The organism is Paenibacillus sp. RC84 (genome assembly GCF_041260495.1).
Lineage (GTDB): Bacteria > Bacillota > Bacilli > Paenibacillales > NBRC-103111 > Paenibacillus_F.
Genome location: NZ_JBGBYL010000003.1, coordinates 422,296 through 441,315, shown reverse-complemented (window position 1 = coordinate 441,315; position 19,020 = coordinate 422,296). Strand labels below are relative to the sequence as shown.

Genomic DNA, 19,020 nt, shown 5'->3' with positions numbered 1-19,020 from the left:
AACCTGTCGGTTCAGCGGTCCTATAGGATTTGGATTAAAGTGAAGGGGAGGATTTAGTGCTACTGCGGAATATTTGTTTTGTAAACTGCAGCGCAAAATAAAAAATCATGGAAGCAACTAATCCCAGCTTCAGGACAAATTCCTCCAAGAATCCCAAGTAAATGTTATACACCAACGAAATCACCGTACCAGTAATTAAAAACATTATGAGCAAAGCTAACTTTCTCTTATATTCTTTCTGAAAAAAACGTTGGCTAATTTTATCCAATATAAAAGAAACAGGAGTGCCGATCAACAAAATTAAAGGGGTGCCGTAAAAACCGAATAAGAATAATAGAGTTGGAAAATCAATTAACATCTTGTTCAGAAAGTAAGCACTCATGGAAAAAGTAAAAAGGACAGATGTTATTAAAGCAGCCGTAAGATATTTGATTATTATTCCTCCTTTCAAATTCTTAATTAGCCGTCCTTCCTTACAAAAACGCCCCGAAATAAAACTCCAGCGCTTCCCGCGAATAGCGGTCATCCCCCTGCCAAACCGCCATGGAATTGAAATCATGGTCTCCGCCGCGACGCTTGCGAGGTGTGTCCCGCGGCACCAGCAATCCGGCAAATCCCCATATTTCCATCACCATATCCCGTTCATTCTTGCTCGAAGGAAGTACATTCTTCCAACGCTTCTCCAGCTTTCGGGCGCTGTCATGATCCTCACATTCCTGAATCGCTTCGATCATGTTGTGAAGGATGGTCCTATCCTCCGAGGTAACTTCGAAGGCTTCTTCTTTGCTGAACAATTCGAGATCCAGCCAGCAGTAAAGAAGCTGGTTCAAACGGACTCCTCCCCATTTGATCCGCTCGAAATTCAGCACGTTCAGATCCGCATTTACATATTCGCGGTCCGACATTAGCCCGTGGTGGTTGCAGTCCCCGCAGCTGCTGTAATTGGGCCTCACTGCGCTCCGTTCGCCGTATGTATGAAGGGGCAGTTTAGCTGTCAAAGCCCAGCTTGAAAGAGCGCTTCGCAAATGGACTTTTTTGGTAGAAAGACTATGCAGAAACGCGGCGGCTGCTTGTTCTTTCGTGAGGGTCTGATGGAGGTCGTAAAGCCGCTTGACCAGTTCATCATGCTCCATTGTAAGGGGATCGAACATGAGGCCTTTGCTTTTGGCATACTCGAAATCCTCACCGGCAAAAACTTCCGGTCTGTTTTTCCAGCCCGCGGCAGACCAAAAAGTAGTTGTCAATATTTTTTTCGCTTTTTTATCCACTCGATTCACGTCCTTGTCCGTTTCAGGGTCTAAAGCAGCCTCTTTGTCATGATGATTTCCATGGGTTCGTTCTCGAGCAGCAGACATCCCGCGTCCCGGTACCCCAGCTTTCGGTAAAAATGCTGCGCCTCTTCATTGGCCAAGGTAGATGTCATAACCAGCTTGAACCCGCGCTGTGTCATTTCTTTTTCCCAGAAAAGAACAACTTCTTTCCCGAAACCTCCGCCCCGATACGATTCGTCGATCCAGAGCATGTTCATAAACGGAGTGTTATCCCAAAAGTATCCGTATCTCATCCAACCGATGTTAACGTTATCTTCATTCCGCAGCATATAAATTTCCTTGTTACTAATTTTGGACAGAATCAGGTCCTCTTTAATATGAGAGTCGCGATCACGCAAGTAATCAAAATCCGCATCGGCTGCCGAAACAATTTGCATGGTATTTCTCCTTCATTTTTAATGGGTTATACTTTATCTATCATAAACCATCCGAACGTGAAAGAAAGAGGTGCGCAGTCTATGAAAAACAATACGGTGAAAAAAATCGAGCAGCACTATGGAATCGTCTTCCCATCCGATTATTTGAGCTTTCTGCAAAACGCGGAGAAGCAGGGATATAACTTCGTTGAAAACGGAGACGTTACCGATTGGGAAGTCCGGTTTTCCGAGCTGGATGAACGCTTTATCGAAACAAACCGGAATCTTGTGGATGATGTGAATCCCGATCCCAAACGGCTCATTCCTTTTGCATGGAGCGTAAGCAGCGGCAACAATTACTTGTTCGATTACCGCACGAACCCCTCCTCCCCTTCCGTTGTTCTGATGGATCACGAGGAAGCGATGGTGCGCGAGGACGCGGAAAGCGAGTCGGAAACGCCCGAAGAGGCGCAGGAGCTGATGGAGCAGAACGTCAGGGAGATAGCCGTCCGTTTTGCCGAATTCGCTGCCCGCCTGCAAGCTTATACAGCCGAGTAACTCTATTCCGGGGATAACCCGCTGCATTTCTCTCGCAAAACTTGGCACATTCATTATTACGATCGAGTATTGCCGCGAAAGGCCGTGGAATTCTTCCCGGCCTTTATTGGTTTCCCTGCAACTCCCTCTAAACGCGGGTCCCATCAGCTGATAGACTAGTATTGAACAGTTCGGACTCACATGCCCCAGGCTGTTTCGTCCAAGCATAAAGGGCGCCTACCCCGACGTTCTTTCATCACCAAGACAACTTACAAGTGACAGGGGGCGAGAACATGTCTCTCCTTATCGGTTCGCATGTCTCCATGAGCGGGACAACGATGCTGCTGAGGGCAAGTGAAGAAGCGGCATCGTACGGCGCAACGACTTTTCTGATTTACACGGGCGCTCCGCAAAATACACGGCGCAAACCTATTGAAGCGTTCAACCTTGAAGCGGGGAAAGCGCATATGAAAGCCCATGGCATTTCGAATATCGTGGTTCACGCCCCTTTTCTCATTAATTTGGGAAATACCGTGAATACGCGGACTTTCGAGCACAGCATCGAGTTTCTGCGTTCTGAGATTCAGCGGACGGAAGCGTTGGGATCGAATCAAATCGTCCTTCACCCCGGTGCACATAGGGGAGCCGGAGCCAAAGCCGGGATTCGGAGAATAATCGAGGGGTTGAATGAGGTTCTGACGGAAAAAAGGGACGTCCAAGTTTCACTCGAAACGATGGCGGGCAAAGGAACGGAATGCGGCCGAACGTTCGAAGAGCTTGCTGAGATCATCGACGGAGTCACCCATAATGAGCGGCTATCCGTCTGCCTCGATACGTGTCATATCCACGATGCCGGATACAATATCGCCGAGGATTTCGACGGAGTTCTGCATGAATTCGATCAAATCGTCGGGCTGGACCGCATTCAGGTCATTCATGTCAATGATTCCAAAAATGAACGGGGCTCCCGCAAGGACCGGCATGAAAACATCGGACACGGTTTCATCGGGCTTAGAGCCCTTGATTATATCGTCCATCACCCCCAGTTCGATCAAGTGCCTAAATTACTGGAGACACCCTCCATCGGTCCCGTTAAATATAAAAACGCTCCGTACAAACATGAAATCGCTCTGCTGCGCAGAGAGGTTACGGAGCCGATCGTCAAGTAATCAAGACATGCGGAATCTTAGCCGGTTCATGGGACATTCCGCTGTAGCTGCGCACATCCGCGAACCGCGAACAGAAAAATAAGGCACGGAAGGGTCAAACAGATCCGCTCCCAGCGCTTTGTTTCCCTATAAGAAATACCACAGCCTGTACGGGCTGTGGTTTTCTTGTCTGTAAGCAAGATCGGCAAATCCTAATCGCGGACCGTTGCGTATTCAGTTTACCCGCTTTTCCCCCTTCGCCAGCAGGTTTTCCATAACAAAATCCAACTGCTTGTCCAGCGAATAAATGTCGTTGTAGTACGACAAACCGAAACTCATCTCGGTTAGCCGCCCTTCCTTCACCGCAGGAATTTGATTCCAGACAGGATTTTGGGACAAATCCTCCATCCCTTCGTACGACGAACGGAACACATAATCGCCCGAATATTGATTGAGCACTTCCAACGAAACGTTCTTCGAGCTCGCCGCTTTGCTCACGGCATCGATTTCTTTTTGAAGGACAGCAGGTGCTTTCATGCCTAAATATTCATAGATGACCTGGGAACCGCGGCCGTAGTTTCGTGATGAAATGACGGTCATGCTGCTTTTCCCGCCTTCCATGATGGTAACGGTTTTATCATAAATCCCCGCCTGTTTCAGCTTTTGTTTGCTTTGTTCCACCTTCTTATGGAAGTTGTCCAGCAGTTTGGCGGATTCCTTCTCCTTACCCAGCGCTTCCGCAAGCTTATTCAACCGTTCCTCCATCGTCATCTGTTCATAAGGGAGGTAGACGGTAGGCGCAATTTTGTTCAACATTCCGTAGGTCTCTTCCGAAGGGGCGATAATCAGATCGGGTTCCAGGGCAAGCACGGCTTCCGGACTTGGTTTGAACCATTCGCCGAGCGACCGGACTCCCGACAGTTCCTTTTCAAACGCCGCTCCTTTGTAAACGTCCGATATCCCCACGGGCATCACATCGAAAGCCAGTACATCGCCCAATAAATACAAAACGACGACCCGTTTGGGATTCACGGGAATTTCGACATCGCCTTTGGCGGTGGAAATCATCTTAGTCGCAGGCTTGCTTGGCACAGTCTGACTGCTGTCGGTGTTGGCGGCAACAGGAGGCGGACTTGGCGAAGGAAGCGAGTTGCTGTTCGCGGATCCGCTCGTCTTTCCAGTCGAACAGGCACTGAGCAGGATCATCAAACAAAGCAGCAAAGTGATTGCCGCGGAAGGTCTTCTGCTGTATAACATGGGGAAGTTTAGCTCCTTTTTATATTGAGAATGATTATCATATTCAATATAATTCAGCCTGTCTTTTCCCGCAATGTCAAATACGGCCGTATCCGATGGCAAATCGGGACAACTTCTCCTGGTTCTATTTTCCGTCCGGTAACGGATCGGCGCAATTCCTGCCTGTTTTTTGAACATTTTAGCCAACGAATAACTGTCGGGATACCCGATGCTTTCGGCAATCTCCTGCAATGTCATCTCCGTCGCCAGCAGCATTTCCTTCGCTTTGTCCAGGCGGAGCCGGATCATATAATCAATCGGGCTTGTGCCGGTTTTGCGTTTGAACAATCTGGTTAAATGCCGGGGGCTGCTGTCCAGCAGTTCCGCTAATTTCTCCAGGGTAATAGGCTCGAAGTAATTCTCCTGCAGATAGCGGCGCGCTTGCTCCGCGACATCGGCTTTTGCAGCCGGAATATTGCGGGCGTGAACCTGGGCCAACAGTTCATGCACGAACTGATAAAACAGCGCTTTTACATGAAGCCGCTCCAGATTACCCTGCGTCACCCATTCCTGATGCATAAGCCGGATTTTGCTCAGCAGAGAAAGAGGATGATGCGGCGTAAGGCCATACTGCAGCTGAAACGGATTACAGCCGTCCGCTATCCCAGCCGCTTCTTTTCGTAAAGGGACAGGAAAATACGCTTTGTAATAGAGCAGATAATAGCTGAACGGTTCTTCAACCGCATAAATATCTACGCGGCTGCCTTTGCCCCCATGCAGAACATGAAAACCGCTTATCTGAAAAAGCTCGCCATCCATTCGTACACACGCTCTCCCGCTCACCGTGTACATAAAACAACAGGCCGGCATAATCCATGACCGAATCTCCCCGTCCGAAATCAATACTATGCAGCGGACGTCCAAGATTTTAACGGACGCCTGATTCCAAAGGAATAAATGGTTGTCTGCCCGCATCGATTTCACCAACTCCTCGGAACAATGCTGGTTTCATTTTCCGCTTATTATAATTGATAACGGTTCTCATTATCAATTATAAGTTTTCCATAAGGCCCGGTCTTCCGGAAGCTTTTGTTGGTATTTCGCAAATGAGGAGGCTTTTTGCCCGGTTTGGCTTTCTGTCGGACAAATGTAAAGCACACTCATTCCTTTACAGGAATTTGCGTGCTTTATTGTTTGCTCGTCAAGTAGGTGGCTATTCCAACCGCGAATGAGATTATTTTATTTACCTTTACTGCTTACGATGACGTGTACGCCAAATATGCAGCCGCTTCGTCGTAAACCGCGTACTTTCCGCCGCGAGTCACAATAACCCCGCTTTTGCGCGTGGATGCTATCATTCTAGCATCTATCGCCTCGTGTCTCGTCCACTTCTTTTCCCTGGCCGCAATCAGCCAGGACGGAGCATCGATCACCACGATATAGTCGGGACCGTCGGGACCGTCGGCACTCGTCGAGAGCAGAGAGTCGATCTTTTGGAATGCAGGGTCCTTATAATCCACGAATAAAATCCTCGTCACGCTTCGCTGCCTGCTCGAAAGTCGTTTGATTTCTCCGATCAATGCGGTTACTTCGTCACGCTCTTTTCGCTTTTGAATGAACAAGAGCAGCACACAAGCCAGGAACCATACCAGATTACATAGGAACAGCAGATTGCTCACGGCGCTTCCTCCTCTTCCTATGGTTCCATGCGGATTGAAGCAGCCCGATTGAAATCGACAGAGCCATTACAAAAAGAAGCGAATTGATCCTGGCGTATCCATCCTGTTCGGGAGCAGGCAGCAGCAAACCCGCCGCCAGCAATCCGATTAGAACGGCATTGCGGTAAACCGGGGATCGATTCAGAAATGCGATCTCTCCGTAACAGGCACAAGTATCGACGCCCGTAAGTTTTGTTTTCCGCCATGAAAAGAAGGCAAACGCGGCAAGCAGAACGATTGCGGCAAGCTCCCTCCACCCTCCGAACAGTCCTGTGGCAAACAAAAGAAACAGGACGAACTCAACTGACAATACGACCAAAGCCGCTATCGAAACGAGAGAACGGGGAAGTATGCCGTAGGAGTACAACTCGATGCGGAAATTGCGGAACCGGATGGCTTTTATGTAAAACGGCATGAAAAACAGAACCGACATAGTCATATCCAGAACATAGCCTAACCATTGAATCAATGTATATTCACCCATTTCTCTATAGCCCGGCAGCTGTAACCGGCATTCAAGAGACTTTTTGTTCTTGCAGACGAATCGTTAACGGGTACCAGGCCGCTTCTTCTCCGTTTATCATACACCGGATATAAATAATCCCCGGTTCCGTCACAATCAAGTGGAGGGATACATCCTGATCGACTCCGGGAACCTGATCCTCCGCTCTGTAATTGCGAAGAACGGTAGCCGGAGTACGATCAATCATTTCGCCGGACGAGTTTGTAATAATTAAAGCGGTATCGACAAATTCATGACGCGGCAAATCAAACAATTTGATCAGGACATGCATTTCTATCACATAGGGCAGCGCCGGAATAGACACTTGATTCAATACAGTGCCTAAGGCATGGCCTCCCAGTAAGGTATTGTTCGTAATCTGATCGCAGACGAGTAATTGAGCGTTCAATACACGCAGCCCCTTTGAAATGGAATAAAAGAGAAGGGACAGCGCCCTTCTCCTTTGTAGTGCTTAGTAGCAGCAACCAGCATTGAAAGTGCAAACTACTGTTCTACCGTCATTGCAGCCCACACTTTTAGTGGAAGTCAAAATTTTAGGATATTGAGTTCCGTTAGCCGTGCAGTAACCAGTCAGGCAAGCTCTGGACTCACTCAAAACTACTCCATCTGGACATTCACAAGCCATTGTATTCACCTCCTTTCATAGGTGGATTTGTATCGTAAAGGTGACAAGCACCGTGATACCGGGTTTTAGGAAGATGAGATCCGGTTGAATTGCACGATCTGTTCAAAATCATCGGCGTTATAAATAACACCTTTCGCCGCGACAGAATCCGATTCGTCCACAAGCATCATAAAGGGCAGCGCGGTAACCTCGAAATAGGCTTCCATATCGCTTTGATCCATCGTGCTCACAGGGAAATTCCAGCTGAAATACTCCTGCATACTTCGATGGTCCTCTTCGTCTCCGGTAGTGAACAGACGGATGGAGAAAGACGGGTGATTCTCTGCGATCGCCTGAAGATGAGGCAGCAGATCTATGCAATGCGTGCAATAAACGGAGGCGAAGAGCAGGACTCGAATAGTGCCCGATTGGTTCCAGGCGGACTCCATGCCTTCCTTCAAGTAGTCCGGAAGTTCAGGCAGCGAGGCGCCTAAAGGCAGTCCGGTATCCGACAAGCGGGACGGTTTGGCAGATGACGTCATGGATATTTCCCTCCTTGTAAGTTCGTTACATATACCATTGCTTCTGCTGATTCCATATCTCGCTGTAGAGACCTTGACGTTCCAGCAGTTCCTCGTGATTTCCGGTCTCGGCAATTCGTCCGCGTTCCATGACGATAATGCGGTCCGCATTACGCGCGACTCCGACCCGATGGGAAATGAGGAGAACGGTTTTGCCTCTAAAGTGGCTCAGAAGTTCATTCATCAAACGGACTTCGCTAAGCGGGTCCAAAGCGGCGGTCGGTTCATCGAACACGACAAGGTCATCGTCTTCCCGTACGAAAGCGCGGGTTAAGGCGAGTCTTTGCCATTGTCCTCCCGACAGATTGACGGCACCGTCATCCAGAAATCCCAACCGGCTGTTCAGACCGTGTTTGAAGGCATCGGCCAGACCGACTCTGGCAAGCATCTGCTCGAGTTTCTCCGAGTCTTCGATTTCAGCTATATTGCCGGCAGCCACATTTTCTCTTACATCCGTCATGTACCGGATAAAGTCCTGGAATACGGCACTGCTTTTCTGCCACATATGCAGGCGGTCCATGTTCTTCAAACTGACACCGTCGTAAAAGATTGAGTCTTTTTCCGTCTGATACAGCCCGAGAAGCAGCTTAATGAGCGTCGATTTGCCGGAGCCGTTCTCACCCAGAATGGCGACAACTTCTCCTTTCTTGATTTCAGCGCTAATCCCGTTTAGAGCAGGCTGATCCTGGTTCGGATACCGGAAAGATAAGTCTTGAATTCGGATGTCCTTTTCGAAAACAAACGGTTTGCTCCGGACATTTTTCTCGGCACTGACGGCCACCTCGTTGTTCTCTTCAATCACCTTCAACTTCTCGATATGCGTGCAATATTCTTTTAATCTCGAATAAGAAGTGAACATAGAGCTGATGTTGCTTTCCGTCATGCTGAGCGCCATCGTTATCGCTACGTAATCGCCGATACTCAGGGTGCCTGCATAAATCAGGTAAGCTGTTATGCCGGTGACTAATCCGGTGTTCAAGATGGAGACAAGCTCTCCGCTAAAGGTCCGTTGATGATTGATCTTATCGAGTTTGATTTCCAGCTCCGCGGACTCCGCTTTCTTGTCCAGCCAACGCTTTCTAAAATAAGGGAACAACCGGAACAGCATCATTTCTTTCTGGGTCTCGGAATTTGTAAGAAGATCGTAATAATAATGGTAGCTTCTTGTATTCCTCATCAAGCGCTCATTGATTTCAACCCGCCGGCGTACGGCCAGCAGATCGTAAACACCTCTCCACGTACCGACCAGTAGAGCGAGAATTCCCGTAAGCCAATAGGAGTGAAGAAGAAAGAACAAGCTCAAGGATGCGAGTATGATTTGTTTGATCAGGCCGATAGCGATTAAGTATGTATCGTAGTATTTATTGTTGCTGTAAGACCAGTAAGAAAAATCGCCTTTGAAACGCGGGTGCTCTTTCTCGATCAAGTCCGTCTTCTCTACAAGGTCGATGAGCTTGCCCTCGCACTGGATGGCAAACATCAGGCTCATCTTACGGCTCTTCAGCTGAGCGTACGCATCCAAAGCCGCCCGCGTCAGTTGAAACAAGATTAAAAGCACAATACCGCCCATCAGCAGATAGAAGTTTTTAATCGTCAGCTGATCGACGATTAACTTGCTGAGATAAACGCTTACATTCGCTTGAACAGCCGAGAAGACGTAAGCGAACAAGGAGAAAAGAACGATGATTTTGTTAAACGCGTACACCCTGGAAAAAGCGCTCCATGTCGTCCGAATCGTCGTTGCGAGCGATTTCATTTGTCCGGATTCAGATTATTATAGACCCGGATCAAGGGGGCAGCCGCGCGGTTCAAGTTTGCCATCTTGTCAAAAATATCCGCCCCGACAGCCTGTCCGACTTTGTTGAGCACAATCGCGTAAGGGACCGCATTTACCTGGAGCTGGGTTTGCAGTTTAGCCGTTTCGCACCGGTGAATCCGTACCTCCGGATCGAGCTCCTTGCGCAGGTCCTCCACCGACTCCTGGTTTCCTTCGAAAAGGATGCAGTAGTTAAATCCGGAGTGACTGCTCATAAAGGAAATCACGAGATCCATGTTGCAGGCGGAACAGGTGGCGCTCATCAAGAAAACGATCGTCCCGTGTTCGGTATGCCTCATCCACTCAAAGCTTACAGGATCAGATTTGGCAAGAAGAATCAGTTCTTCGGGAAAATATTTTCCTAGTTTGTAATGCTCGATCGTTTGTTTTAAGAATCTTCTATGATCTTTTTCCTCTTGTACCGAATGCACTTTCTTCCCTCCCGGTAGAACGGAATGTGAATTCAACTATTTAGCTTTTTTTACTTTATTTTCTTTCCTTGTTTAAATCTTACCTTTTACCCAATTTGAATGTAAGTAGGTTTTGATTACTTTTTATGGTAATATCATTACTTTCTAGGATTATCACACTTATTTTTATATAAAAATACATATTATCCTTTTCGGTTGATTCCAATACTTACAAATGATATTTCCGTTCTTAAACAATCATAGGAACTTACAGAGCATAAAATCTGGCTTGTGGTTTCTCTTTTTTATAATAGTCCAGCTGCCGATTCATCGATCCTTCGGTCTTATACAGTTTTCCGTATGGCCTGTCCTCCGCAACCATCAACTTGTTCACCACTCTCTCTTTGGGGCCGTAATAAATATCGCAAGTACGATCCGAGTAAATAAGTCCGATGGCGTATGTAAACATGGTATGCTCCCCTTTGAGTCAGCCAATTGTAGTCGGTTAAACAATAAATTATCTCTATTGTATTTATTGTTTTTCATTGCGATTGCTCATAAAATCAAAAACACGAACACAAGTTCCTATATAAGTCCATTATAACACGAACGAGTGTTCTTAAAAAGTCATATTTCCAATATCCTGCAATTAAAAAACCCGCTTCAGCGGGTTTTGAAAAATTATTATTCGCTATATATTCTTTCTATCGTCTCCGGGTTCAAGAAGTCTTCTTTAAGCCGGTGATAGTTATAAACTTCGTAACCGTTATTCATTACTTTGGAGATGCCGAACTGTTCGCATATTTCTTCATAATGCTGTTTGTTTAACTCTTTATTCCGGTCAAAAAGCGTTTTGGCCATGTACAGCATCCCCGAATTTCTTATGATATAGGGCGTTAGAACTTTAACCCAATCTTCATGGTAGCTTTTCACGGCTGTAATTCTTCTCTGAATCAGAAAACGATCTGCTTTACCGTCCGTCTGACTCCTCGTGATCACGTTCCTCAGCACATAATCGCTCTGTTCGAGGTCCGCGGAAGCCGGCGATTTCATGGTAACTTTAGCCGCACCGTTTTTCTTTACGTACGTTTTCTCTTCAAGCGCTTTTTTGATAATGTCCATGCACCTGTCCGATACTCGGATTATTCTTGCCGTTCCGTGATTATGAAGTTCAAGCATGTTATTAGGGAGCAGATGCTCTCTTTTCAAGTTAAGAAGCTCGTCATAGCCTGTCCCATACAGCCCTTCAAATAAACCCGCGACAGGAAAAGCATCCTGTGCATTTAAGCAGCAGTCTATCATTTTATCGATTTCATCTTTCGTGTACAGCAACTTTTTGGAAGCGTCTATAAATTTTTTGTAAAACGTATTTTCAGCCCATACATCCAACGGATTCAAATTTGTTTCCCGGAAGCCCTGTGCGATTCCCCATCGGATATAGTTTTGAATCAAATAGAAATTAGCCCGGCTGGAATTGAGTGTAGAGGGGTTTAAGTAATACAAGAGGCTTTCGATCTGGTCCAGGTTAAAATTCGCCAAATCCGTCTGATATTTTTCCTCCAGCGCTTTCGCCCTGGAAAGTACCCGCTCGGCTTGTTTGGCTGAAGTTTCGGGTAAAGATGCAAGATATCTGTTTTTTTGGACTTCGTTATAATATCCGCCTTCATATATCTTATTAGACATGTGGTTTACCCCTCTGAATTGGAATACAATTCGTGTGCTAATTTTTCGGCATGATCTTTAATGAGCCGGTTCACGGAGGATGAGTTAGTTCGGCCGGACGCAAGGAACCTTCTCCATTCCGCTTCTCTGTTCTTAATGGCGTCTATCGCAGACGTTAGTTCGGGTAACGGGACTTGCTTCTGCTCTAATTGCTGTGCCAGCGCCACATAACCGACAAACATTCCGGGATGACGCAGGATGCTGTCTTTCTTATGAAAATCCTCCCGGTAACTATCGATTAGGCAGTTAAAAAAGTCAGTCAGATAGCTGCCGATTTCTTTGGCTTCAAGTAAATTTTTCGGAGCAAATGTCAGATCAATTGCCTTGGCGAGGATATTTGTAGTCGTAAAGTGCCCGGCCGATTCACTTATTTTGGATCCCGAGGAAACTTTTCCTTTGAGGCCGGAATTTAATTGAAGCTGTTTGACTATGACATAAGCAACATTCTCCTGCTTCAACTCCTCCAGTCGTTCTTTTCTGACAGGGTTGATCGTATTAATCTGCCCGAAATATTTTCTGGCGGTCTCCGCATTAAAGACCCGGATGCTTAAAATAATATCCTGCCGGAGCTCCGGATTAACCCCCAAAGCCCTGGCGGCTCCCTGCAGACGGTGGAACCCGTCCAAAACAGAAACATCCGCTCCTTCCAGTATCGTCAAAACTCGGGTCTCCGGATCGAAAACCACCGGGGAATCCGCTTCCGAATATACGTTAAGCGTAATCATATCGGGGATATAAGTCCCTTCCAGCATATGCTTGGCAATATCTTTCACACTCTTGAGATTGATATCGGGAACGGCGATTACATCCTCTTTCTTTTTTTTATACTTAGCGCTTCTCTGCGTTTCAAAATGATAAGTAATGATTCTGTGATGGTACCATTCCACGATTTTTACGATTTGAATGGCCGCAACAAAATTTTCATGATCGATCTGAATTACATTCGTTAATTCAAGCGGAAGCTGAACCGTGCTTTCTTCCGTTTTATTATATTTTTTTGTTTCTTTAATCTCTTCCGGAGTAAAATAACGCTCTGCATTCAGGTTAGCTGTTCTTTCCAATTGATAAAGAGCCATCGTAAGGAGACACAGCAGAAGGGGGCTTAGTTGGGTCAGCAGGAATGGATTAGCGGCTATTTTATTAAAAAAACCGGGTTCAACATTGTGTTCTGATAATTTTTTATTTATTATTTCAACGTTTTTTCTTTTGTATTTTATTTTCTCGATAGATTGCTCCAAAATATGTTCGAGCTCTTGCCGTTCTTTGATCACTCCACCACTCCCTACCCTGAAAACAAGCTTGTTTATAGTGATTATAACATATCGAAAGCTGCAAAGATAAGCATGGAGCTGGGATTTATCAGAAATATGTAAAACTTTTATTATTTATTTATAGCATTATTAAAGCCCGGGATGCTAGGCTAAAACAGACTCCTTGTTCGTGTTAATTTTCAAGAAGAGAGGGCACATGCAAAAAACCACTGTATGAATCCGGTGTCCTCTACTGCCGTCCCCTCTGCTCCGCTCAGTTCACACCCGCGTTATATATCCCTTGCCCCGCAGGTATCTCCTTACCTTCGAGCATCCGCGGATTGAAGTATTCCAGCAGATGCAGACCCGGCGTATTGAACTCTTCAAAAGTGATGGTGTATTGTTTATACGGAACGGCCGGGTTGTCCGCAAAGGTAACGAAATAAGGATTTCCGGTCAGATCGGTCGTATGCTCCGGCTTTCTCCATCCGAAGTCCAGAATAGTTCGGGTGTTGCGGATGTTCAAATCCCGCATGATTTTGCCGATGCCTTCCTTTTTTTGCGCAAGCTTTAAATTGATCGGCAGAGGGATAAAATCGGGATACATCACCGCGATGTTCTGGGAAACGACAAGTCCGCTTTTTTCCGTGCGAAGAAGCGATTCTCTAAGTACCGCATCCCGCGTCCCTTCTTTCACCGCCAATAAGGGTTCTGAAGCGGCCGTTGCCTGCTTCAAAACCGAAGGAATCATGGTTTCTCCCGTAATCAGTTCGAGAAAATCCGTCGTCCGGTTCTCCGTCGTTAATAAGAGTTGAAAAACGAGCCGTTTCAACCGTTCCAGTTCCGCTTCCATTCCCATCGTTCCTTCCCTCACGCTTATTTATACAAGGAGCCGGTCCGGGGGATTTCAATCTCAAAGGAAGTGCGTCCTGACCGGTTCGGCAAACTGTTCCAAGCTGTACCGTTTGCGGCTCATCGTAAACTAAAAAGCCTGCTAACGTCATTATAAGAAGGAATCCATGATTATTAAAGGGATTTCATTAAAATATTAGCTTGTTTTTATATTTTTTCCTTTTTTTGCATTGCTGCTTGTCATCATGTTATTGAATAGAAAAAAAAGACATCCTCCTAGTAGGATGCCTTTTACGGATGGTTAAAATCAGCCGTCCCTTACAGCCGCATCGGCTGAGGACATGGCCAAAGCTGCACGGAGCGGAGAACCGCCCTACAATGCCTTTCGCATGACGGCGAAATGTTTCACGGTCTTGAAGCCCGCCTTCTCGTAAATTCGGATGGCCGAGTTGGTGCTTCCCGTATACAGGGACATGTACTCCGTGCCTATGCCCTTAAAGGCTTCGCACAACCTGAAGAAAAGAAGGCTGCCCAGCCCGTGCCCTTCATGATCGGGATGAACTCCGATGCCGGCAAAATAGCCGCGGCCGCTTTCCTGCCGGATAACGGGGCCGGCGAAGCCGACCGCTTGTCCCCGGTGGGCCGCGATAACGACGGGCACGCCGTTTGCCGTGCCGGCGGCAATTTCTTTCTGCCACAGCGGGTTGTCGAAGCCCTGCAGCATGGCCTCTATGCCCTCATGCCGGGCGGGATCGAAAAGTCCGACCGTATATCCGTCGGCGGCGATCCGTTCTTCCTTGGCCCTGATTTCGTCCGGAACAGAAAATCCTGACAGATTCAGGTACATGGCGCATTCCCTGGCGCGTTCGATATACCCTTCGCCGAGCAGAAATCCGTACAAACGGCTGTCCGCCGGGACGCCCGGAGCATTGTTGTGTTCGTGCCCCGGCGTATCCGGGATGTACCACGGCAGCATCATCGGATTGAAGAAAAGAACGTCGGCCTGCGCTTTGCCGAGCTGCCGGAACCGCCCTTCAAGCGCTTCCAGCAGCAGGCGGTAATTCGCATCTGTCTGACGGTCCTCAGACAACACGATGCAGGTGATATAGCCGGCGACGGCGCCCAAAGGCAGGTCGTCGCCTGTGCAGCCGCAGGCGAAACCCGTGACGGTTCCGTCCTCTTCGCGCATAACGAACGCATTGTCTTTGTCAAAGTATGGACTGGACAGGAAAATCTCGTTAAAGCTCCGGCCGGTCAGTTCTTTGTAACCGTCCTTAACGGCTTCCGTGTTCCACAGCCGTATCACCGCGTCCGAGTAGGATTGATTCCATGATTCGATCATGTCGATACTCCCTCCTTATGCCTCATAAACCTGTTATGTCCGCCGCTGTATGCCCATTTGGCTTGAAAATACCGCAGGCCCCGATCTCCGCCTATAAAAAACGGGCCCCTGTAATCCGCCGAGATTCTCGGACAAAGCACCCGCACCGGCATCGAAGGAAGGTTCGGATGCCTGCATGCGGGCCGCTTTTCGGAACAAAAGCCCGTCTTGGTTTAGTACGCTGTGATCCGGCCCGCCCGCTATTTACGTTACGATTAACGGAGATGCCGAATGGCGCGCTCGTGTTACCCCTTCACCGCACCGACAGTGACGCCTTCCAGGAAGTATCTCTGCAGGCTGAAGAAGAGAACGAACATCGGCAGGGCGGAGATGGTGGCACCCGCCATCATCGGCGCAAAATAAGTCGTGTTCGCAAACCGGAAGTTTTTAAGTCCGACTTGAATGGTCTGCATATCCATCGTATTGGTTACGAGGAACGGCCAGAAGAACGTGTTCCAGCTGTCCATGAACGTCAGGATTGCCATGACGGCCAATACCGTTTTGGACAACGGAAGAATGACCCGGAAATAAATCTGGAACTGATTACAGCCTTCAATCTTGGCGCTTTCGATAATCTCGGTCGGAATGCTGCTCATGAACTGCTTGGCAAGGAAGATGTTATACACCGTCACCAGACCCGGCAGAATGAGCGCGCTATACGTATTTTGAATATGAAAGATGTTTACGATCAGGATATAAAGCGGAACTTGTGTAACCTGATACGGAATCATCATCGCGATCAATAGGATGGTAAACAGCATCGCTCTGCCTTTGAATTTGATTTTCGAGAAGGCATACCCGGCCATACTGGCGAAAATCACATTGGACACCATCACGGTCGTGGCTACGATCAGAGAGTTGAGCAGCCAGCGGATGGAATACTCGCTATAATCGAAGAAAAACTTGTAGGATTCCAGTGTAAATTTGGTTGGAAGCAGGGAATAGCTCACCGCGCCAGCCTCGATCGGATCTCCGAAGGAAGAAATAAGCATAAAGTAAATCGGGAAAATCGTAGCCAGAGCAAACAGGGTAAGGATTACGATAATGACCGTATTCCGGCTATATCTGGCCGCGCGATTTCCTGCGTGATTGTTATAGAGCGCCATATCTCGCCCCCCCTTTCCTCAATATTCCACTTCTTTGCCGAGGAATTTGAACTGAACCAGTGAGATCCCCGCGATAATAAAGGCCAAAATCAGGGACTGTGCGGCCGCTTTGCCGAAGTCGAAGTATTTGAAAGCATTGTTGAATACGAGCAGGCCGACCATCGTCGTCGCATTGTCCGGACCGCCGCCCGTCATGAGATACGCGTTCTGGAAAACCTGGAACGAGCCGATAACGCCCGTTACGAGCAGGAACAAAGTAGTCGGTTTCAAACATGGAATAACGATGTACCAGAGCTTTTTAAAAAAGGACGCTCCGTCAAGCTCGGCTGCCTCGTAATAACTCTCATCAATACCCAGCAGCGCTGCCAAGTAAATAATAATGCTTGTGCCGTGACTGGAAAGCCAGGCCATGAGTACCAATGAGAACATTGCGGTAGCGCTTGATCCAAGCCAGTTCTGGTTGCTGATCCCGATATAGCTGATCAGTTTGTTCAGAATACCCGACGGCATCGGGTCGAAAATCCACAGCCATACGACCGACAAGGCAACGCCGGAAGCTACGGCAGGCAAATAGTAAATCGCTTTGAATGTCGTCTGCAGTTTTTTCTTGAGCGGAAGAATCAGGATCGCAACCGCAAAAGAAAGGAACAAGGCGACAGGCACCGTCAAAACCGTATACACGATCGTATTTACGACGGATTTCCAGAACAGCGGGTCTTTAAAGGTCGCCGTATAATTGTCGAACCCGATAAAGGTGGACCCCAGCGGTCTGTATTTCTGAAAGCTAATGATAAAGGCACTAATAACCGGGTAAGCCGTAAACAGCGCATAGACGAGAAGCGCAACCGCGATAAAGGCATAGCCCCAGGCGCCGTCTCCTCTGATTTTCCGTCTTTTCACCGGTTTAGCTGGTTGAGTCATCTCTCGCACCCCTCTCCATCCTCTAATTCATTCTACATATTCAGATAGCCGCATGTTGAGGCACACGGCTATCCGAATCAAAACTCTCTATTCTTTTACGACACCGTCCGCGCCGAAGGTTTGCACGGCTGCCGCTTTAACCGCTTCGTACATCGCTTCCGGAGTCATTTCTCCCGAAATTAACGCTTGCAGCTTAGGAATGATGACTTCTTCTTCCAGCTTGATCGCTTTGGCGCCCAGGTCGGCAGGGATATCCGGACGGGCAGGAGCCGCGTTTTTCAGCATCGTTTCAACCGCCGCTTTGTTATCGGCATCGCGGTTGACGGTCATGCTTTCGGCTTCTTTCTTGCCGCTCTTCGTAATGTGAGCGACAAACAGGTCGTTGTTCGTCGTTGCCGCTACTTTACCGCTTGCAAGGAAGTAGGCCGCTTTTACGACGTTGGCTTTATGCTCGGCCGTCGGTTCTTTCGAGCCGCGGAAAGTCACGTAACCGTCGACCGCTACGCTGGACTGCGGTTTTTGTCCGGCGAAGGTCGGAACCGGCAGGACCGTATATTCAACCGGGACGCTGCCTTTGACGGCGCTGCCGTCATTGGCTTTCAGCTTCTCGTTGTTTTTCTTGGCGGAGTTCTCGAACGTCGCCAGGCCTTTACCTGTAATCATGGTTTGACCGGTCAGGAACATGTTCCAGCGTTTACCGGCGTCGATGGAGCTGAGCTCTTTCGGCATGGAGCCGTCATCGATCATCGTACGGATATCTTTTAACACTTCGAGATAGTTCTTGCTGGTGTAAGCGTATTTCAGATCTTTGGTGAACGGTGCAGGCATGCCCGCATTTTTGATCAGGATGTTCAGATAGTCTTTGGACGCTACGCCCGCAGTCGCAAACACGAAGCCGTAACGGGATGTTTTGCCGCCTTCGGAAACGACGCCTTTCTTGATCGCTTCGCGGAACTCGTCAAACGTCCATCCGTCTTTCTGGACTTTCTTCCAGTCGATGCCCGCTTTCTCGAGGTATTCGCGGTTGCCGCCGATCGCGTGAACTTCCATATAGCCCGGGAAGCCGTAAAGGCCGTCGCCTTTCTTCATATACTCCAGCGGAGCCTGGTCGAAATCTTCCACCATTTCTTTGGTGGCCACATCCTTGATGTCCATCATCATTTCCTGCTGCATGTACTTGGAAATGCCGTCGGAACCCATGAACGCGATATCAGGAGGGCTTCCCGCATTCACCTGCGTATCGAGCTTCTGTGTAATGTCTTCCCAGCTTGCCGGTTCGATTTTCAGCGTCAGGTTCGGATACAGCGCATTGAAATCTTTTGCCATCTGGGCAAAATTGTTCTGGTAGGTCGCGGAAACCGGCGGAAGCAGGGCCGTGATGGTGTCTTTGGCGTTCGGATCACCCGCCGCGCCGCCTTCTTTTTTACCGGAATCTCCGCAAGCCGCCAGTGTGGACATTGCCATGGTTAACGCCAATACCGATGCTGCTGCACGCAATTTTCTTTTCATAAATAACAAGCCTCCCCCA

20 protein-coding genes are annotated in these 19,020 nt (G+C 48.1%); 2 read left to right on the top strand and 18 right to left on the bottom strand.

The window, feature by feature from the left end; all coding sequences use genetic code 11:
- Positions 1-34 precede the first annotated feature (34 nt).
- The 3 genes from ABH899_RS09365 to ABH899_RS09355 are packed head-to-tail and all read right to left on the bottom strand — an operon-like array spanning position 35 to position 1,708.
- Positions 35-526, bottom strand: a complete 492-nt coding sequence (locus tag ABH899_RS09365; RefSeq protein ID WP_369995748.1) for a hypothetical protein — start codon at positions 524-526, stop codon at positions 35-37.
- Positions 474-1,268, bottom strand: a complete 795-nt coding sequence (locus tag ABH899_RS09360; protein WP_369995746.1) for a hypothetical protein — start codon at positions 1,266-1,268, stop codon at positions 474-476. The genes ABH899_RS09365 and ABH899_RS09360 overlap by 53 nt, the downstream gene beginning before the upstream one ends.
- A gap of 29 nt (positions 1,269-1,297) precedes the next feature.
- Positions 1,298-1,708: a GNAT family N-acetyltransferase gene (locus tag ABH899_RS09355; protein WP_369995745.1), complete on the bottom strand. Its 411-nt coding sequence runs from the start codon at positions 1,706-1,708 to the stop codon at positions 1,298-1,300.
- Between the two features lie 81 nt (positions 1,709-1,789).
- Between ABH899_RS09355 and ABH899_RS09350 the strand changes: the two genes are divergently transcribed.
- Together ABH899_RS09350 and ABH899_RS09345 are read left to right on the top strand one after the other, a co-directional pair.
- Complete coding sequence (locus tag ABH899_RS09350; RefSeq protein WP_369995744.1) at positions 1,790-2,245, top strand: SMI1/KNR4 family protein; 456 nt, start codon at positions 1,790-1,792, stop codon at positions 2,243-2,245.
- Positions 2,246-2,517: 272 nt separating this feature from the next.
- On the top strand, positions 2,518-3,393 hold the full coding sequence (locus ABH899_RS09345) for a deoxyribonuclease IV (protein WP_369995742.1): 876 nt from the start codon (positions 2,518-2,520) through the stop codon (positions 3,391-3,393).
- A 213-nt stretch (positions 3,394-3,606) separates the two neighbouring features.
- Here the strand turns inward: ABH899_RS09345 and ABH899_RS09340 are convergent, their stop codons facing one another.
- The 15 genes from ABH899_RS09340 to ABH899_RS09270 form a co-directional block, all read right to left on the bottom strand.
- Positions 3,607-5,427 carry a helix-turn-helix domain-containing protein gene (locus tag ABH899_RS09340; protein WP_369995741.1) on the bottom strand — a complete coding sequence of 607 codons (1,821 nt, stop codon included), beginning with the start codon at positions 5,425-5,427 and terminating at the stop codon, positions 3,607-3,609.
- A 437-nt stretch (positions 5,428-5,864) separates the two neighbouring features.
- Positions 5,865-6,287, bottom strand: a complete 423-nt coding sequence (locus ABH899_RS09335) for a hypothetical protein (RefSeq protein WP_369995740.1) — start codon at positions 6,285-6,287, stop codon at positions 5,865-5,867.
- Positions 6,262-6,795 (bottom strand): MauE/DoxX family redox-associated membrane protein, encoded by a 534-nt coding sequence (locus ABH899_RS09330; protein WP_369995738.1) that lies wholly within the window; start codon positions 6,793-6,795, stop codon positions 6,262-6,264. Before ABH899_RS09330 ends, ABH899_RS09335 begins: the two co-directional genes overlap by 26 nt.
- A gap of 46 nt (positions 6,796-6,841) precedes the next feature.
- Complete coding sequence (locus tag ABH899_RS09325) at positions 6,842-7,237, bottom strand: hypothetical protein (RefSeq protein WP_256123983.1); 396 nt, start codon at positions 7,235-7,237, stop codon at positions 6,842-6,844.
- Positions 7,238-7,539: 302 nt separating this feature from the next.
- Positions 7,540-7,995 carry a TlpA family protein disulfide reductase gene (locus tag ABH899_RS09320; RefSeq protein ID WP_369995737.1) on the bottom strand — a complete coding sequence of 152 codons (456 nt, stop codon included), beginning with the start codon at positions 7,993-7,995 and terminating at the stop codon, positions 7,540-7,542.
- Positions 7,996-8,020: 25 nt separating this feature from the next.
- The gene (locus ABH899_RS09315) at positions 8,021-9,790 is read right to left on the bottom strand and encodes an ATP-binding cassette domain-containing protein (protein ID WP_369995735.1); all 1,770 of its coding nucleotides are present in this window, start codon (positions 9,788-9,790) and stop codon (positions 8,021-8,023) included.
- A complete protein-coding gene (locus ABH899_RS09310) occupies positions 9,787-10,281 on the bottom strand; it encodes a hypothetical protein (protein WP_369995734.1) in 495 nt (164 codons plus the stop codon). The genes ABH899_RS09315 and ABH899_RS09310 overlap by 4 nt, the downstream gene beginning before the upstream one ends.
- Before the next feature lie 247 nt (positions 10,282-10,528).
- The gene (locus ABH899_RS09305) at positions 10,529-10,729 is read right to left on the bottom strand and encodes a hypothetical protein (RefSeq protein ID WP_218229940.1); all 201 of its coding nucleotides are present in this window, start codon (positions 10,727-10,729) and stop codon (positions 10,529-10,531) included.
- A gap of 215 nt (positions 10,730-10,944) precedes the next feature.
- Complete coding sequence (locus ABH899_RS09300) at positions 10,945-11,943, bottom strand: phage lytic cycle repressor MrpR family protein (RefSeq protein WP_369995733.1); 999 nt, start codon at positions 11,941-11,943, stop codon at positions 10,945-10,947.
- 5 nt (positions 11,944-11,948) lie between these two features.
- Entirely contained in the window at positions 11,949-13,253 is a 1,305-nt protein-coding gene (locus tag ABH899_RS09295; protein WP_369995731.1) for a DNA sulfur modification protein DndB, read from the bottom strand.
- 253 nt (positions 13,254-13,506) lie between these two features.
- The gene (locus tag ABH899_RS09290) at positions 13,507-14,091 is read right to left on the bottom strand and encodes a hypothetical protein (RefSeq protein WP_369995730.1); all 585 of its coding nucleotides are present in this window, start codon (positions 14,089-14,091) and stop codon (positions 13,507-13,509) included.
- Positions 14,092-14,457: 366 nt separating this feature from the next.
- On the bottom strand, positions 14,458-15,426 hold the full coding sequence (locus tag ABH899_RS09285) for a GNAT family N-acetyltransferase (RefSeq protein ID WP_369995729.1): 969 nt from the start codon (positions 15,424-15,426) through the stop codon (positions 14,458-14,460).
- A 284-nt stretch (positions 15,427-15,710) separates the two neighbouring features.
- The gene (locus tag ABH899_RS09280) at positions 15,711-16,571 is read right to left on the bottom strand and encodes a carbohydrate ABC transporter permease (protein ID WP_009675553.1); all 861 of its coding nucleotides are present in this window, start codon (positions 16,569-16,571) and stop codon (positions 15,711-15,713) included.
- 18 nt (positions 16,572-16,589) lie between these two features.
- Positions 16,590-17,492, bottom strand: a complete 903-nt coding sequence (locus ABH899_RS09275) for a carbohydrate ABC transporter permease (protein WP_369995728.1) — start codon at positions 17,490-17,492, stop codon at positions 16,590-16,592.
- Positions 17,493-17,579: 87 nt separating this feature from the next.
- On the bottom strand, positions 17,580-19,001 hold the full coding sequence (locus ABH899_RS09270) for an ABC transporter substrate-binding protein (protein ID WP_218229935.1): 1,422 nt from the start codon (positions 18,999-19,001) through the stop codon (positions 17,580-17,582).
- Positions 19,002-19,020: the final 19 nt, after the last annotated feature.

Bases quoted from the DNA above. Each gene is read 5' to 3' on its own strand.
- ABH899_RS09340 (WP_369995741.1), bottom strand. From the start codon at position 5,427: ATGGATGGCGAGCTTTTTCAGATAAGCGGTTTTCATGTTCTGCATGGG.
- ABH899_RS09300 (WP_369995733.1), bottom strand. From the start codon at position 11,943: ATGTCTAATAAGATATATGAAGGCGGATATTATAACGAAGTCCAAAAA.
- ABH899_RS09355 (WP_369995745.1), bottom strand. From the start codon at position 1,708: ATGCAAATTGTTTCGGCAGCCGATGCGGATTTTGATTACTTGCGTGAT.
- ABH899_RS09345 (WP_369995742.1), top strand. From the start codon at position 2,518: ATGTCTCTCCTTATCGGTTCGCATGTCTCCATGAGCGGGACAACGATG.
- ABH899_RS09280 (WP_009675553.1), bottom strand. From the start codon at position 16,571: ATGGCGCTCTATAACAATCACGCAGGAAATCGCGCGGCCAGATATAGC.
- ABH899_RS09320 (WP_369995737.1), bottom strand. From the start codon at position 7,995: ATGACGTCATCTGCCAAACCGTCCCGCTTGTCGGATACCGGACTGCCT.
- ABH899_RS09275 (WP_369995728.1), bottom strand. From the start codon at position 17,492: ATGACTCAACCAGCTAAACCGGTGAAAAGACGGAAAATCAGAGGAGAC.
- ABH899_RS09350 (WP_369995744.1), top strand. From the start codon at position 1,790: ATGAAAAACAATACGGTGAAAAAAATCGAGCAGCACTATGGAATCGTC.
- ABH899_RS09285 (WP_369995729.1), bottom strand. From the start codon at position 15,426: ATGATCGAATCATGGAATCAATCCTACTCGGACGCGGTGATACGGCTG.
- ABH899_RS09315 (WP_369995735.1), bottom strand. From the start codon at position 9,790: ATGAAATCGCTCGCAACGACGATTCGGACGACATGGAGCGCTTTTTCC.
- ABH899_RS09270 (WP_218229935.1), bottom strand. From the start codon at position 19,001: ATGAAAAGAAAATTGCGTGCAGCAGCATCGGTATTGGCGTTAACCATG.
- ABH899_RS09290 (WP_369995730.1), bottom strand. From the start codon at position 14,091: ATGGGAATGGAAGCGGAACTGGAACGGTTGAAACGGCTCGTTTTTCAA.
- ABH899_RS09365 (WP_369995748.1), bottom strand. From the start codon at position 526: ATGACCGCTATTCGCGGGAAGCGCTGGAGTTTTATTTCGGGGCGTTTT.
- ABH899_RS09305 (WP_218229940.1), bottom strand. From the start codon at position 10,729: ATGTTTACATACGCCATCGGACTTATTTACTCGGATCGTACTTGCGAT.